Genomic DNA, 15,161 nt, shown 5'->3' with positions numbered 1-15,161 from the left:
TGGATAACCTCGTCGGCCGCATCGCCGGCGATGTCCCAGGGTTGCCGCCCCTCGTCGTGCAAGCTACAGTTCGCCGCTTGTTCACGAAGGGGCTCTACGTGTTTGAGATCATCCGCGCGGCCGGCTGGCCGATCTGGCCGCTGATTGCCGCCTCCGTCATCGCCGTCGCGCTGATCATCGAACGTCTGGCCAGCCTGCGTCGAAGCAAGGTCGTGCCGCCGGGTCTGCTCGAATCCATCGCCACCGACCTGAAGGGCGGTCAGCCGAACGCCGACATGATACGCCGCGTTGCCGCGCACTCGCCGCTGGGCCGCGTGCTGGCCGCCGGCCTGCGCAATGTGCGCAGTTCCCGCGAGGTGATGAAGGAGGCGATCGAGGAGGAGGGGCGCGCGGTTACGCATGACCTCGAACGTTATCTGACCACGCTGGGCACCATCGCTGCGGCGGCGCCGCTGATGGGCCTGTTCGGTACGGTGGTCGGCATGATCGAAATCTTCGGTTCGCAGACCGCCACCGGCAGCAATCCGCAGCAACTGGCCAGTGGCATCTCGATCGCGCTGTACAACACCGGCTTCGGTCTGCTGGTGGCGATTCCGGCGCTGATTTTCCACCGCTACTTCCGCGGTCGCGTCGACGACTTCATCGTCGATATGGAGCAGCAGGCGATCAAGCTGGTCGAGGTGGTGCACGGCGAGCGCGCCGCGAAGTAAGGACGCCTCATGAATTTCCGACGCGGCCGCGGGCGTGAAGAGCTCGAAATCAATCTGATCCCGCTGATCGACGTGCTGCTGGTCATCCTCATCTTCCTGATGGTGACCACCACCTACTCGAAAACGGCCGGCCTCGAAATCACGCTGCCCAGTGCCGAAGCACCGGAAGCGGAGGCGACTGATCGCGAGATCAATGTGCTCATCACCGCGCGCGGCGACATTCTGATCAACCGCCTGCCAGTGGCGGCCGGCAACGCCGACGCGCTGGCCGAGGCACTGGCGAAGGCGGCGTCGGGCAAGCAGGAGCCGGTGGTCATCATCTCGTCCGACAAGGACGCGCGGCTGCAGTCGTCGATCGACGTGATGCAGGCAGCGCAGCGCGCCGGCATCGCCGGCATTTCCTTCGCCACCCAGTCCGACGCGTCCGGCGGCCGATGAGCACCGCGCCCGCGCTGTGGCGCAGCCGCGGCGTCGCGGCCTGGCTGCTGTGGCCGCTGTCGCTGCTGTTCCGTCTCGTATCTGCGCTGCGACGCGCCGCTTTCCGCGCGGGACTGATGCGTGTAGACCGTCTGCCGGTGCCGGTGATCGTCGTCGGCAACCTCATCGCCGGTGGTGCCGGCAAGACGCCGCTCACGCTCTACCTCGCTCGCGCGCTCGCCGAGCGCGGCTGGCGCCCCCTCATCGTCACACGCGGCTACGGCGGTCGCGCCGATGCCGTGCATGAGGTCGACGCCCGGGCCGACGTCACCCAATCGGGCGACGAACCGGTGCTGCTGGCGCGGCGCAGCGGCCTGCCGGTGTGGGTCGGTCGCCGTCGTGCCGATGCCGCACGGGCCGGGCTGGCGGCTCATCCCGAGTGCGACCTCGTGCTGTGCGACGACGGCCTGCAGCACTACGCGCTGGCTCGCGACGTCGAGATTGCGGTACTCGACAGGCGCGGTGTCATGAATGGTTTCCACCTGCCGGCAGGGCCCTTGCGCGAACCGCCGGCTCGCCTGCGTACGGTCGATGCGGTGGTGCTGAACGGCTTGCCGACGCCGCCTGAGGGTGTCCGCACCGCCTTCTGCATGCGTCTGCACGGCGAGCGCTTCCATCGGCTCGATCGTCCCGGACAGCAGGCGGCGGCGGCCGATCTGGGCGGGCTACGCCTGCATGCGGTCGCCGGCATCGGCGAGCCGGCACGCTTCTTTGATCACCTGCGCGCGCTCGGGCTCGAGTTCGTCGCGCATCCGTTTCCCGATCATCACGTGTACTCGGCGCAGGACCTCGCCTTCCCCGGCTGCGATGCGCTGCTGCTGACGGAGAAGGACGCGGTAAAATGTCACGGATTGTCGGACACCCCGATGTGGGTATTGCCGGTCGAGGCACACCTCGACCCTGATCTGGCGGGTTACATCGCGACCCGTCTAGCGGAGTTGAAGCATGGATCCACGTCTTCTTGAAATTCTCGTCTGCCCGGTCACCAAGGCCCCGCTGGTGCTCGACCGCGCACGCAACGAGCTGCAGTGCAAGGCCAGCCGCCTGGCGTATCCGATCCGCGACGGCATTCCGGTCATGCTCGAAGACGAAGCACGTGAAATGAGCGAGGAAGAAGTCGCCGCGCTGCGCGAGCCGGCTGGCCGCAACGGCTGAGCGACGGGGAGGTCATCATGTTCAAGGTCGTCATTCCCGCCCGCCACGCATCGACCCGGCTGCCGGGCAAGCCGCTGCTCGACATCGGTGGTCTGCCGATGGTGGTGCGCGTGGCGCAGCGCGCCGCGCAGAGCGGCGCCGAGGCGCTGGTGATCGCCACCGACCACGAAGCCATTGCCGATGCGGTGCGCGCCCACGGCTACGAGGCGGTGATGACGCGCAGCGATCACGCCACCGGCACCGACCGCATCGCCGAAGTGGCGGAGAAACTGGGCTGGTCGCCGGCTTCCGTGGTGGTTAACGTGCAGGGCGACGAGCCGCTGATCGATCCCGATCTGATCCGCCAGGTCGCGCTCGCGCTCGATCAGGACCCCGAGTCGTCGATCGCCACCGCCAGCAGCGCCATCGCGGAAGCGGCCGATTTCTTCAATCCGGCGGTGGTCAAGGTGATCTGCGACATCCACGGCCGCGCGATGTATTTCTCGCGCGCGCCGATTCCGTGGGCGCGCGATGATTTCGCCACGTCGCGCGACACGCTGCCGGCCGCGCTGGGTGCGCAGCGCCACATCGGCATCTACGCCTACCGCGTGCGTTTCCTGCAGCGCAACGCGCGCCTCGATCCGGCACCGATGGAGCAGGTCGAAGCACTCGAACAACTGCGCGCGCTGTGGCACGGCTACCGCATCCGCGTGGTGGCCGACGTACCGATGCCGCACGCCGGTGTCGATACGCCGGACGATCTGGAGCGCGTGCGCGCGCTGTTTTCCACCGGCACGGTCTGACGCATTGCCGTTTGACCGCGCTTCCCGTTGGCGGTAACGTCGCGCCCGCTGGCATTGCGTTTGCCGCGGCGCGCGCACTGTTCCACCAGAATCCAAAAAACAGACTCACATCAGGAGAGGACATGCGTCTCATACTTCTGGGCCCGCCGGGCGCAGGCAAGGGCACTCAGGCGACCTTCATCAAGGAACGCTTCAACATCCCGCAGATTTCCACCGGTGACATGCTGCGCGCCGCCGTCAAGGCCGGCACGCCGCTGGGCATCGAGGCGAAGAAGGTGATGGACGCCGGCGGCCTCGTGTCCGACGACCTCATCATCAATCTGGTCAAGGACCGTCTGAAGGAAGACGACTGCAAGGCCGGCTACATGTTCGACGGCTTCCCGCGCACGATTCCGCAGGCCGACGCGATGAAGGCGGCCGGCGTGCCGATCGACTTCGTGCTCGAGATCCAGGTGCCGGACCAGGACATCATCACCCGCATGAGCGGCCGCCGTGCCCACATCGCGTCGGGCCGCACCTATCACGTGGTGTTCAACCCGCCGAAGGTCGAAGGCAAGGACGACGTGACCGGCGAACCGCTGGTGCAGCGTGACGACGACCGCGAGGAAGTGGTGCGCAAGCGTCTCGACGTGTACCACTCGCAGACCCGTCCGCTGGTCGAGTACTACTCCGGCTGGGCGCAGCGCGGCGAGCCGGGCGCACCGAAGTACCGCGCCATCTCCGGCGTCGGTCCGGTCGACGAAGTGAAACAGCGCGCCTTCGACGCGCTGGCCTGATCTGCATGGCCGCAAACCTGTTCTACGCGCAGTCCGGTGGCGTCACGGCGGTCATCAACGCGACCGCCTGCGGCGTCATCCAGGCGGCGCGTGAGCATGGCGACGTGATCGGCAAGGTGTTCGCCGGGCGCAACGGCATCCTCGGTGCGCTGCACGAAGACCTGATCGATACCTCGCTGGAAAGCGACGCGTCCATCGCCGCCCTGCGTCACACGCCGGGTGGCGCTTTCGGCTCCTGCCGCTACAAGCTGAAAGGCCTCGAAGAGAGCCGCGCGCAGTACGCGCGGCTGATCGAGGTGTTCCGCGCGCACGACATCCGTTACTTCCTCTACAACGGCGGCAACGATTCGATGGACACCGCGTGGAAGGTGTCGCAGATCGCCGAGAAGCTGCATTACCCGCTCACCTGCGTCGGCATTCCGAAGACGGTGGACAACGATCTGGTCGAGACCGACAACTGCCCGGGCTTCGGCTCGGTGGCGAAGTATGTCGCGGTGTCGATGATGGAAGCCGGTCTGGACGTCGCCTCGATGGCGCGCACGTCCACCAAGATTTTCGTGATGGAAGTGATGGGCCGCCATGCCGGCTGGATCACTGCCGCTGCGGGTCTGGCCGCGCGCACGCAGGCCGAGGCACCGCATATCCTGCTGTTCCCCGAAATTCCGTTCGACGAGGCGTCCTTCCTGGCGCGCGTCGACGCCTGCGTGCGCGAGCACGACTTCTGCGCCATCGCGGTGTCCGAGGGCCTGCGTGGCTCCGACGGCAAGCTGCTGGCCGAGTCGGGCACGCGCGATGCCTTCGGCCACGCCCAGCTGGGCGGGGTCGGCCAGCAGATCGCCGAACTGATCAAGGCGAAGCTTGGCCACAAGTATCACTGGGCGCTGCCGGACTATCTGCAGCGCAGCGGTCGCCACATCGCCTCCGGCACCGACGCGCAGCAGGCCTACGCGCTCGGCCGGCGCGCGGTCGAACTGGCGATCGAGGGCCGCAACGCGGTCATGCCCGCCATCGTGCGCGTGTCCGATACGCCCTATGCATGGAAGATTGACGTGGCGCAACTGCAGGACGTTGCGAACCGCGAGAAGATGATGCCCAGGCATTTCATTTCCGACGATGGCTTTGGCATCACCGAGGCCTGCCGGAAATACCTGCAGCCCCTGATCGAAGGTGAGGACTATCCGCCCTACGTGAATGGACTGCCGGCCTATGTCAGCCTGAAGAACGAAAGCGTGCCGCGCACGCTGCCGCCGTTCTCGGGCTGACCGGGTCGAAGACGCACCGCTTGTAGCCGCACGCTCCCCGGCGTGCGGATGACATACCAGGGCAGGCGCCGCAGGGGCGCGTGTCCGGCAACCCACAAGGTTGCTCGCTGCTTCCGGGGCGGGGTTACGGCGCCGCCCTTTCGTTGCACGCAGTCAAAACAAGAGGAGGGGTGATGTCGTCGTTCGGTCTGTGGTTCGCACTCGTGTGCGCAGTGGTGGCCATCGTGTATGGCGCCGTATCCAGCAAGTGGATCCTTGCCCAACCTTCCGGCAATCCTCGAATGCGAGAGATTGCCGACGCCGTGCAGGAAGGGGCGAAGGCCTATCTCAACCGTCAGTACCGCACGATCGCCATCGTCGGTGTCGTCCTGACCATCCTCCTCGCAATCACCCTGGGCATGTCCACCGCGGCCGGTTTCGTCATCGGTGCGGTGCTCTCTGGTGCAGCCGGCTACATCGGCATGAACGTGTCGGTCCGCGCCAACGTGCGTACGGCGGAAGCCGCGCGCAAGGGCATTTCCGAAGCCTTCGACGTCGCCTTCCGCGGCGGGGCCATCACCGGCATGCTGGTGGTCGGTCTGGGCCTGCTGGGGGTGGCAGGCTACTACGCGATCCTGAAGGGCTCGGCGGCGCATGACGCGACCATAGACCAGATCATCCATCCGCTGATCGGCCTCGGTTTCGGTTCTTCGCTCATTTCGATCTTCGCCCGTCTGGGCGGTGGCATCTTCACCAAGGGTGCCGACGTCGGTGCCGACCTGGTGGGCAAGGTCGAAGCGGGCATTCCGGAAGACGATCCGCGCAACCCGGCGGTGATCGCCGACAACGTCGGTGACAACGTCGGCGACTGCGCCGGCATGGCGGCCGACCTGTTCGAAACCTACGCGGTGACGACGGTGGCGACCATGCTGCTTGGGGCGCTGATGCTGAAGTCGAATGCCGAGGCGGCGGTGATCTACCCGCTGGCGCTGGGCGGCTTCTCCATCATCGCGTCCATCATCGGCTGCATGTTCGTGAAGACCAAGCCGGGTCAGAAGATCATGAACGGTCTCTACCGCGGCCTCATCGTCGCCGGTGTGCTGGCGCTGATCGCCTTCTATCCGCTGACCACGATGCTGATGCCGGACGACGCGCTCAATGCCTCGATGGGCATCTACGACGGTGCGCAGATCCGGCTGTATGGGGCGGCGGTCGTCGGTCTGGTGCTGACCGGCCTGATGGTGGTGATCACCGAGTACTACACCGGCACCGATTTCAAGCCGGTGAAGCACATCGCGGAGGCCTCGACCACAGGGCACGGCACCAACATCATCGCCGGCCTCGGCGTGTCGATGAAGTCCTGCGCCTGGCCGGTGCTGGCCGTGTGCGCGGCGATCTGGGCGGCCTACACGCTGGGCGGCCTGTACGGCATCGCCATCGCAGCGACTTCGATGCTCAGCATGTCCGGCATCATCGTCGCGCTCGATGCCTACGGCCCGATCACCGACAACGCCGGCGGCATCGCCGAAATGTCGGAACTGCCGGATTCGGTGCGCGCGGTGACCGACCCGCTGGACGCCGTCGGCAACACCACCAAGGCGGTGACCAAGGGTTATGCCATCGGCTCGGCCGGTCTGGCCGCACTGGTGCTGTTCGCCGACTACACGCACGCGCTGGAAGCGGTCGGCCACAGCGTGGCTTTCGATCTGGCCAATCCGGCGGTCATCATCGGCCTGTTCATCGGCGGCCTGATTCCCTACCTGTTCGGCGCCATGGCGATGGAAGCGGTTGGCCGTTCAGCGGGTGCCGTGGTGGTCGAGGTCCGTCGCCAGTTCAAGGAAATCCCCGGCATCATGGAAGGCACGGCCAAGCCCGATTATTCGCGCGCGGTCGACATGCTGACCGTGGCGGCGATCAAGGAAATGATGATTCCGTCCTTGCTGCCGGTTCTGGTGCCGGTCGTCGTCGCCTTCGGCATCGCCTTCCTGATGGGGCCGCAGGCCGGTGTGCAGGCGCTGGGCGGCGTGCTGATGGGCACCATCGTGACCGGCCTGTTCGTCGCGATTTCGATGACCACCGGCGGCGGCGCCTGGGACAACGCGAAGAAGTACATCGAGGACGGCCACTTCGGCGGCAAGGGCTCGGAGGCGCACAAGGCTGCGGTGACCGGTGACACGGTCGGAGACCCGTACAAGGACACCGCCGGCCCGGCGGTGAACCCGCTGATCAAGATCATCAACATCGTGGCCTTGCTCATCGTGCCGCTGCTGCCGTCGGCCACCGGTGCGACGCACGCCGCCGCGCCGGTGCAACCGACCGCCCAGGCGATACAGGTGGAGCAGGTGGTGCAGCTGTCTCAGTCGCAAGCTCAGTTGCAACCTCAGGTGCAACAACTGACCCAGACCCGTTAAGGCCTGTGTCGGGACGAAAAAAAGCCGGCCCTGCGGGGCCGGCTTTTTTGTGCCGGTCGTTCAGCGCAGCGGCGGCAGCTGGCTGGCGCGCACTGCGGCCTTGATCGCCGCGCTGTTGTTCGGCTCCGCTTCCACCCATTCCTTCGCCACCGCCTGCAGAAGGCCCCAGTCGCCGTCGTTCTCGTGCTGGATGGCGCGCAGAAAGTAGGGCTTGTCCTCGTCGGCGGCTGCCCAGAACGGCGGGGTGGCGTCGCGCAAGGGCAGTCCTGACGCGGCGATGCCGCTGTGCACCCATTCCACCGGCACGGCGAAGTGGCGTTTCATGCCCGGAATGAAGAAGGTGAGCACACCGACCAGACGGCCGTCGGCGTCGAACAGCGCGCCGCCGGATGCACCCTGCTGGAAGGAGGCGTCGGTTTCGATCACCAGCGCGCCATCCATTTCGTGCAGCGCGGTCACCTGGCCGTCGCTCATAGACAGCGCCTTGCCGCCGGAGAAGCCGACCGCGTGCACCGTGTCGCCCACCTTCAGTGTGCGCGAGGTGGCCATGTCCACCGGTCGGCCCATCGCGTGCGGCGTGGTCATCACGCACAGGTCGTGGCGCGGATCGACCGAACTGGCCTGCGCCGGCACGCCGCTGCTGCCTCGGGCCACGATCACGTTCGTTGCGATGCCGACCACGTGACAGTTGGTGATCACGTGCGTGTCGTCGATCTGCACGCCGGTGCCGGTGTTGATGCGTCCGTCGGCGTTCGCTGCCAGCACCTTCACCACGTGCATCGACAACTGGATGTATCGCTCGGCACTGGCGTGTGAAGCCTGAGCGACGGTGAGCAGAAACAGCAATCCAAGGGCACGCATGACGATCTCCTTGCTGGCTTCCGGATCCTGGCCGGACCCGGTGGCGATGAACTGACTAACGGAACATGGCTGTGTATGTATGAGGTTGTAGGTGTGTCAGCTGACGAGCGGTATCAGCGAGAAGCGTGCCAGCGCCGTCGCCGAAGGGCGCTTCAGGCGCTGCGGTGGAGGCGGGGGACGGTCCTGTTGCGGGCACGACGACGTGGAAACCCGCATCGGGAAAGCTTCCCGATGTTGCGTTGCAACAAAAGACTGTGGCCCCGATGCGGGAGATCGTCGCGGATCGGGCGTACGACGACGCGACGTCCGGATGGCCGGAATGTGGAAGGTCGTGACCGAAAATGAAGCACTGCAAACACATCCATCGCACCGGACTGGTGCGATGGATGTGTTGCAGATCGACGTCAGGCCTCGATCAGGCCGTTGCGAAGTGCAATCAGCGTCAGTTCGGCCTGGTTGGATGCGCCGAGTTTCTGCTTCACGTTGTAAAGATGGGTACCGACGGTGGACGTCGACAGATGCAGGGTTTCGGCGATCTGGTTCACCGACTGCCCGCGGGCGAGGTGGATGAACACCTCGAACTCACGCTCCGACAGCGCCTCGACCGGATTCTGCGTGCCGGTCACGTCCTGCATCGCCAGCTTCTGCGCGATTTCGGCGTCCAGATACATGCGGCCGGCGGCCACCGTGCGCACCGCGTCGATCAGCGCCTCCGGCGCGCCGCGCTTCGACAGGTAACCGGTGGCGCCCGCCTTCAGCACCCGTTTCGGATGCGCCGTGTCCTCGTGCGCCGACAGCGCCAGGATGCGCACGCCCTTGTCGCGTGCGGTCAGTCGCCGCACGGCCTCGATGCCGCCCATGCCGGGCATCGACAGGTCCATCACGATCACGTCCGGCTTCAGTTCGGTGTAGCGCTGGTAGGCCACTTCGCCGCTGTCGGCCTCGCCGATCACCTCGATGTCCTCGCAGGCGGCGAGCAGCAGCTTGAATCCCATGCGGACGACCGCGTGGTCGTCCACCAGCATGACCTTGATCGGTCCCATTGTTGTTCTCCCCCTCAATCCATCGGCAGTCGCGCGAACACCCGGGTACCCCCACCGTCGCGCGGCTGCAGTTCAAGTTCGCCGCCGAGTGCCTGCGCGCGCTCGCGCATGCCGCGTACGCCGTGGTGTCCGCGCTTCTGTGCCCAGCCCTTTTCCAGACCGGTGCCATCGTCCTCGACCGACAGCTCCAGCGACCGTTCCGACCCGTGCAGCGAAATCATGATTTTCCGGGCGTGCGCGTGCTTGAGTGCATTGGTCACCGCCTCCTGCACGATGCGGTAGGCGGCCAGCTTGAAGGAGTCACCCGGCGCCTCCGGCAGGTCATGCATCTGCAGTTCGAACTGCATGTCCGGATGGTGGCGCCGCCACTCCGACACCAGATCTTCCAGCGCATCCTCCAGCCCGAGATTGTCCAGCGCCAGCGGTCGCAGCTTCGGGATGATGCTGTGCATCACGTCGTAGAGGTGATTGGCCGTCTCGACGATCAGGTTGGCCGCCTCCGCACTGCGCGGATCGGACTGTGCGTCGCGTCGCGCGATCGACAGGCCCATGCTCTTGATCGCGGTGACCGCCTGGCCCATTTCGTCGTGCAGCTCGCGCGCGATGTCGCGTCGCTCCTCCTCGATGCGACTCTGGATGAACTGCGTCAGTTCGCGGTTCTCTTCCAGATTACTGCGTGCTTCGAGCGCCTCCTGGCGGGCGTTCATATTGTCCTCGATCGCCTGCGCCATCCGGTTGAAGGCCTGGGCCATCGAACTGGCTTCCTTGCCGGGCAAGGGCGGCAGACGGGTGTGATAGTCACCGGCGCGCATGTGTTCGAGTCCGCGCACGATGGTGCTGAACGGCCGCGTTTCGCGGCCGACCAGCCAGAACACGATGCCGTTGCCCAGCAGCAGCGCGATCGATCCGGCGATCAGCAGCTGCACCGCCTCGTCCCAGCCGTCGAGGATGGCGCGCGAAGCGTCAGCCTCGACCACCAGTCGCGCGCCGTCGTTCAGCGTGATTTCCTGGCGTGGCCGCTTGGGCAGTATCGCGTTCGAGTACCACTCGGGTGCGTCGCGGCCGGCCTTGTAAGGCGAGGGCGGCGAGGTGTAGAGCTTCACGCCGCTGCTGTCGACCAGATGGATTTCGGTGGCGCGCACGCGACCGAGCCGGTACAGGAAATCGACCAGTGCCGGCGAACCCATGTTGGCGTAGACCAGCGCCACGCGAGACAGCAACTGGGTGGCCACCCGGTTCGCCGCCTCGATTTCTTCGCCGACGGCGCGCCGCGTGCCCATCAGTTCCATCGTCAGCATGGTGCTGGTGAAGGTCAGGATGACGGCGGCGATCAGCAGGTTCAGCTTCAGTCTGAGACTCACGACGGTTCTCCCGGCCAGGCGTCGAAATGTCCGTCCCGCGCGTGCGCGGCCAGCGCCGATCCGAGCAGCCTGAGGCTCGCCGGATGGAAGGGGTCGTGGCCGGCGCCCTGTGCCCAGGCCAGCCGGCTGCCCGCCAGCGTGCGGTGGGCACGCCAGGCGTTCTGCGGCCGGCAGATCAGGTCGTTGGTGCCGTGCACTAAGGCGACCGGCAGCCCGTGCAGACGGGCGATCGCGTCCATCACCTTCGCTTCGCCGATGAAGCAGCGGTGCGCCAGATAGTGCGACTGCACGCGGTAGCGCGCACGCAGCAGCGGCCACTCGTCCGCGCTCGGCTCGGCCGGCACGGTGCGTTCCGGCCACGCACCGAGTGCGTGTTCCCAGGCGCGCCAGGCCAGTACGGCGCGGTCGATGCGCGCGTTGTCGCCGGACGAGAACACGCGGTCGAGCCAGACGACGACACGGCTGCGCCAACGCGCCGGGACGACCTGCATGAACTGCTCGTGCGCTTCGGGCGCCAGCGTCGCAGCGCCATGGAAGAAGCTGTCGATGTCTTGGCGTCCGCCGAGGAAGAGGCCGCGCAGCAGCACGCCACTGCAGGCCTCACGGTGGCGCGCGGCATAGGTCGCCGCCAGCGTCGCGCCCCAGGAGCCGCCGAATACCAGCCAGTGCTCGATGCCCAGGTGGCGGCGCAGCGCCTCGATGTCGGCGATCAGCGCATCGCTGTGGTTGTGCGCGGTATCGCCCAGCGGCGTGCTGCGGCCGCAGCCGCGCTGGTCGAACAGCACGGCGCGGTACACCGCCGGATCGAAGAAGCGGCGCTGGCGTGGCGAGCAGCCTGAGCCCGGGCCACCGTGCAGATACAGTGCCGGCTTGCCCTGCGGGTTGCCGCACTGTTCGTAATAGACGCGATGGCCCTGACCGACGTCGAGCCAGCCGTGATCGAAGGGTTCCATCGGTGCATGCAGCATGGGGTGGGGCAGGGTGTGGGTGCGGGGCGCTGATGGTAGCCCATGCGTGGGCGAGACACATGCTGCGCCGGCGCATGGGAGCCATGGGACAATGGCGGAATGAACGAAAGGAACCACCGGGTCGAGATCCTGGGACAGGTCTTCACCCGCGACGATGTCGTCGAACGCATGCTGGCGCTGCGCCGCAACCGCGGCCGCACGCTTGAACCGTCGGCCGGTAACGGCGCATTCGCGTCGCGCATTCCGGGGTGCGTGGCCATCGAGATCGATCCGACGGTGGCGCCGGCCGGCGCGCAGGTGATGGATTTCTTCGCCTACCCGGTCGACGAGCAATTCGACACCGTGATCGGCAATCCGCCGTATGTGCGGCACCAGGACATCCAGGCGGACACGCGGGCGCAGCTGCGCAGCGATCTGTTCGACCGCCGCAGCAACCTCTATCTCTTCTTCATCGAGAAGTGCGTGCGTCATCTGAAACCGGGTGGCGAACTGATTTTCATCGTGCCGCGCGATTTCATCAAGCTGACCGCCGCGCGCCGGCTGAATGACTGGCTGTTCGCCGAAGGCAGCATTACCGACTTCATCGAGACTGGCGACAGCCGCGTGTTCGGCCCCTATGTGCCGAACTGCGCGGTATTCCGTTTCGAGAAGGGGCGCATGGACCGGCGCATGAGCGACGGGCGGCGCTTCCACTGCGAACGCGGCCAGCTCATGTTCCTGCGAGGCGATTACGGCGTGCCGCTGGCTTCGCTGTTCGACGTGCGGGTCGGCGCCGTGTCCGGGGCGGACGACATCTTCGTGCACCCGCAGGGCAATGTGGAGTTCGTCTGTTCCAGCACGGTTGACACCGGCCGTACGCGGCGCGCCTTCTTCGATGTGCGCAACGACTGGCTGGAGCAGCACAAGCCGCGGCTGCTGGCGCGGCGCGTGCGCGAGTTCGGCGAGCACAACTGGTGGCAGTGGGGGCGTCTGCACCACCGCTCGGGGGGCCCGCGCATCTACGTGAATGGCAAGACGCGCAAGCCGCGCCCCTTCTTCCTGCACGACTGTACGCACTACGACGGCTCGGTGCTGGCGCTGTTCGCCCGCCCCGAAGTGGCGGATCTGGCACGCGCCGCCGAGCTGCTCAACGACGCCGTGGACTGGCAGGAACTGGGTTTCGTCTGCGACGGCCGCTTCCTGTTCTCGCAGCGCAGCCTGCAGACCTGCATGCTGCCCGACGTGTTCGAAACGCTGCGCTCAAGAAAATCCTGAGTCGTCTTTCCAGAGTGGCACGAGGTGGGCCGTACCGGACCGGCGCAGTATTCGATCCATGCACTGCATTTCGCAGTGAGCCAACGAACCACCATCAGGAGACTGCCATGAACTGGGAAACCCCGAAGGCCACCGACCTGCGTTTCGGCTTCGAAATCACCATGTACGTCGCCAACCGCTGATCCTCAGCGTTTGAGCAAACAGAAAAGCGGGCATTGCCCGCTTTTTTGTTTTGTACGCCCGGTTTCTGTCAGCCGCCCGCGGGGCGGGGACGAGTGGCGCGCCAGCACAGCAGCGAGCCCGTCGTCACCAGTGCTGCGCCCAGCCAGAACGGCGCCGTCAGCGCCGTGCCCAACCAGAGCGCCGCGAACACGGTCGACAGCAGCGGTGTCGCATACGAGGCGGTCGTCAGCAGAGGCATGTCGCCGCCCAGCATGCCGACATTCCACAGCGCGTAGCCTATGCCCAGTGCCGCGCCGGCGGCGACCACTTCGAACCAGACCTGTGCTGACGCTGCCGGCAGCGGCGACGACTGCGCGGCGGCGAATGCCCACAGCGTCGCCGCGGTTGCCGAAAAGAACAGCGTGATGCCGTTGTAGCCCCGCGCGAAGCGCCGGGTGACATTGCAGTACAGCCCCCACAGCACAGCGCCGGTGAAGGCCAGCAGGTAGACCAGCGGATTCGACGCCACGCCGGCCGCCAGCGAGGACAGCGACAGTTCGCGGCTTCCTCCCATCACCTGGATGACGCCGGCCAGGCAAAGTGCCAGGCCCGGCGCGATCCACGGGCGCAGCCGCTGGCCGTTCATCGGTACCGCGAGCAGGATGGTGAAGCAGGGCCACAGATAGTTGATGATGCCCAGCTCCATCGCCTGCACGTCGCTCGTCGCCAGCCCCAGCGCCTGCGACAGGCAGAGCTCGTAGGCGACGAACAGAGCACCCCCCAGCAGCAGGTAGCCCGGTCGGGCGGTGTGCAGCGGCGCCGGGCGGAAAAGCAGCCAGAGGAAGACAGCGCCGGCGGTGTAGATCGCCGCCGCGCCGACGATTGGGCCGAGCGCGCTGCTGACGCTGCGCACCATGCCGATCATCGTGCTCCAAAGCAGAATGGCAGCCAGGCCGCAGAGGGTGGCCGTCGACGAGACCGGGCGGGCAGGCATGAGCGTTGGGGAAACGAGAGGCGTAAGGTCGGCCGGATGCTATCAAACGAAAACAAAGTTACCTACAGATAAACTTTTTTCCATCGACGACTGAACCCGAGCGCCTGCCCACGTGCGGACGTCAGGCGCCCTGAGCGTTGCGCCACTGCCGTGGCGACAGCCCCGTCTGCGCCTTGAAGGCGCGTGACAGCGCCGCCTCGCCGGCATAGCCCACGTCGTCGGCAATCAGTTTCAGCGCGCGGCCCTGGCGCAAGGCGCGTTGCGCGATGCCGATGCGCCAGCGCTGCAGGTAGGCGCCGGGCGTGCAGCCCACGGTGTCGCGGAACGCGTTGGCGAACACGCTGCGCGACATGCCGGCGCGCTCGGCCAGCGTGTCCAGCGTCCATTCCTGCGCCGGGCTCTCGTGCATGGCCACCAGTGCCAAACGCAGGCGAGGGTGCGACAACCCGGCCAGCATGCCGGCGCCGGTCTGGCCGCCTTCCATCAGGTGCCGCAGCACCTGCACCAGCACCACCTCGAACAGGCGGTCGAGCACCGCCTGCCGGCCGCAGTACGCGTGCGACGCCTCGTCGAACAGCAGGTCGAGCACCGGCTTCGCACCGAGGATGTCGTCCAGCGCCAGGCAGCTGAAGTCGGGCAGCGCCGACGCGATCGGATTGGCCGCACCGCCGGAGAAGTGCAGCCGTGCGCAGGCGAAGTCGGCACCACGCTCGGCATCGGTGACGAAGCGGTAGGGCGTCGGTCGCGGAAACAGCAGCAGGCTGGGCCGGGTCACGTGCTCGATGCCGGCGGGATGGTGAATGGCCACCTCGCCGGCGCGCACGAGATGCATGCGGCCGCTGTCGCCGGCGTCCAGTTCGGTGATGCCGCACAGCGCACCGGTGTTGAACACGCGGGCGCTGACCGAGAAATGCTCCAGCAGGGCTTCGAGGCGGTCGACCATGGCCTGGATACTCAAAGGTAAGT

General features: G+C 66.7%; 16 protein-coding genes. 10 read left to right on the top strand and 6 right to left on the bottom strand.

Annotation, left to right across the window (positions count from 1 at the left end; translation table 11 throughout):
• The first annotated feature begins 98 nt into the window (after positions 1-98).
• From AC51BJ_RS15340 to AC51BJ_RS15305, 8 genes are all read left to right on the top strand, one after another.
• Entirely contained in the window at positions 99-710 is a 612-nt protein-coding gene (locus AC51BJ_RS15340) for a MotA/TolQ/ExbB proton channel family protein (RefSeq protein ID WP_024300488.1), read from the top strand.
• A gap of 9 nt (positions 711-719) precedes the next feature.
• Positions 720-1,148 (top strand): ExbD/TolR family protein, encoded by a 429-nt coding sequence (locus tag AC51BJ_RS15335; RefSeq protein ID WP_304003477.1) that lies wholly within the window; start codon positions 720-722, stop codon positions 1,146-1,148.
• Positions 1,145-2,152: a tetraacyldisaccharide 4'-kinase gene (gene lpxK, locus AC51BJ_RS15330; protein WP_496280795.1), complete on the top strand. Its 1,008-nt coding sequence runs from the start codon at positions 1,145-1,147 to the stop codon at positions 2,150-2,152. Before AC51BJ_RS15335 ends, lpxK begins: the two co-directional genes overlap by 4 nt.
• Positions 2,133-2,342, top strand: a complete 210-nt coding sequence (locus AC51BJ_RS15325; RefSeq protein ID WP_020164379.1) for a Trm112 family protein — start codon at positions 2,133-2,135, stop codon at positions 2,340-2,342. The genes lpxK and AC51BJ_RS15325 overlap by 20 nt, the downstream gene beginning before the upstream one ends.
• A 17-nt stretch (positions 2,343-2,359) precedes the next feature.
• On the top strand, positions 2,360-3,124 hold the full coding sequence (gene kdsB, locus AC51BJ_RS15320; protein WP_496280794.1) for a 3-deoxy-manno-octulosonate cytidylyltransferase: 765 nt from the start codon (positions 2,360-2,362) through the stop codon (positions 3,122-3,124).
• 122 nt (positions 3,125-3,246) lie between these two features.
• Positions 3,247-3,900 carry an adenylate kinase gene (adk, locus tag AC51BJ_RS15315; RefSeq protein ID WP_496280793.1) on the top strand — a complete coding sequence of 218 codons (654 nt, stop codon included), beginning with the start codon at positions 3,247-3,249 and terminating at the stop codon, positions 3,898-3,900.
• A gap of 5 nt (positions 3,901-3,905) precedes the next feature.
• Positions 3,906-5,162 (top strand): 6-phosphofructokinase, encoded by a 1,257-nt coding sequence (locus AC51BJ_RS15310; protein WP_496280792.1) that lies wholly within the window; start codon positions 3,906-3,908, stop codon positions 5,160-5,162.
• A gap of 173 nt (positions 5,163-5,335) precedes the next feature.
• The gene (locus AC51BJ_RS15305; RefSeq protein ID WP_496280791.1) at positions 5,336-7,552 is read left to right on the top strand and encodes a sodium-translocating pyrophosphatase; all 2,217 of its coding nucleotides are present in this window, start codon (positions 5,336-5,338) and stop codon (positions 7,550-7,552) included.
• Positions 7,553-7,612: 60 nt separating this feature from the next.
• Here AC51BJ_RS15305 and AC51BJ_RS15300 read toward each other — a convergent pair whose 3' ends face one another.
• From AC51BJ_RS15300 to pip, 4 genes are all read right to left on the bottom strand, one after another.
• Positions 7,613-8,413 carry a S1 family peptidase gene (locus AC51BJ_RS15300; protein WP_496280790.1) on the bottom strand — a complete coding sequence of 267 codons (801 nt, stop codon included), beginning with the start codon at positions 8,411-8,413 and terminating at the stop codon, positions 7,613-7,615.
• Positions 8,414-8,817: 404 nt separating this feature from the next.
• Positions 8,818-9,456 carry a response regulator gene (locus AC51BJ_RS15295; protein ID WP_019918554.1) on the bottom strand — a complete coding sequence of 213 codons (639 nt, stop codon included), beginning with the start codon at positions 9,454-9,456 and terminating at the stop codon, positions 8,818-8,820.
• Between the two features lie 14 nt (positions 9,457-9,470).
• Positions 9,471-10,817, bottom strand: coding sequence for an ATP-binding protein (locus AC51BJ_RS15290; RefSeq protein ID WP_496280789.1), 1,347 nt, complete (start codon positions 10,815-10,817; stop codon positions 9,471-9,473).
• A complete protein-coding gene (gene pip, locus AC51BJ_RS15285) occupies positions 10,814-11,770 on the bottom strand; it encodes a prolyl aminopeptidase (RefSeq protein ID WP_430433743.1) in 957 nt (318 codons plus the stop codon). Before pip ends, AC51BJ_RS15290 begins: the two co-directional genes overlap by 4 nt.
• Before the next feature lie 114 nt (positions 11,771-11,884).
• Between pip and AC51BJ_RS15280 the strand changes: the two genes are divergently transcribed.
• Both AC51BJ_RS15280 and pqqA read left to right on the top strand, forming a co-directional pair.
• Complete coding sequence (locus AC51BJ_RS15280) at positions 11,885-13,039, top strand: Eco57I restriction-modification methylase domain-containing protein (RefSeq protein WP_496280788.1); 1,155 nt, start codon at positions 11,885-11,887, stop codon at positions 13,037-13,039.
• Positions 13,040-13,146: 107 nt separating this feature from the next.
• Positions 13,147-13,221 (top strand): pyrroloquinoline quinone precursor peptide PqqA, encoded by a 75-nt coding sequence (gene pqqA / locus AC51BJ_RS15275; RefSeq protein WP_008060153.1) that lies wholly within the window; start codon positions 13,147-13,149, stop codon positions 13,219-13,221.
• Positions 13,222-13,289: 68 nt separating this feature from the next.
• Here pqqA and yddG read toward each other — a convergent pair whose 3' ends face one another.
• Together yddG and AC51BJ_RS15265 are read right to left on the bottom strand one after the other, a co-directional pair.
• Positions 13,290-14,195, bottom strand: coding sequence for an aromatic amino acid DMT transporter YddG (yddG, locus tag AC51BJ_RS15270; protein WP_430433745.1), 906 nt, complete (start codon positions 14,193-14,195; stop codon positions 13,290-13,292).
• Positions 14,196-14,316: 121 nt separating this feature from the next.
• Entirely contained in the window at positions 14,317-15,153 is an 837-nt protein-coding gene (locus AC51BJ_RS15265; RefSeq protein WP_496280787.1) for an AraC family transcriptional regulator, read from the bottom strand.
• Positions 15,154-15,161: the final 8 nt, after the last annotated feature.

This window comes from Methyloversatilis sp. S146-33, assembly GCF_059552495.1.
This window is presented reverse-complemented; position numbering and strand designations above follow the sequence as displayed.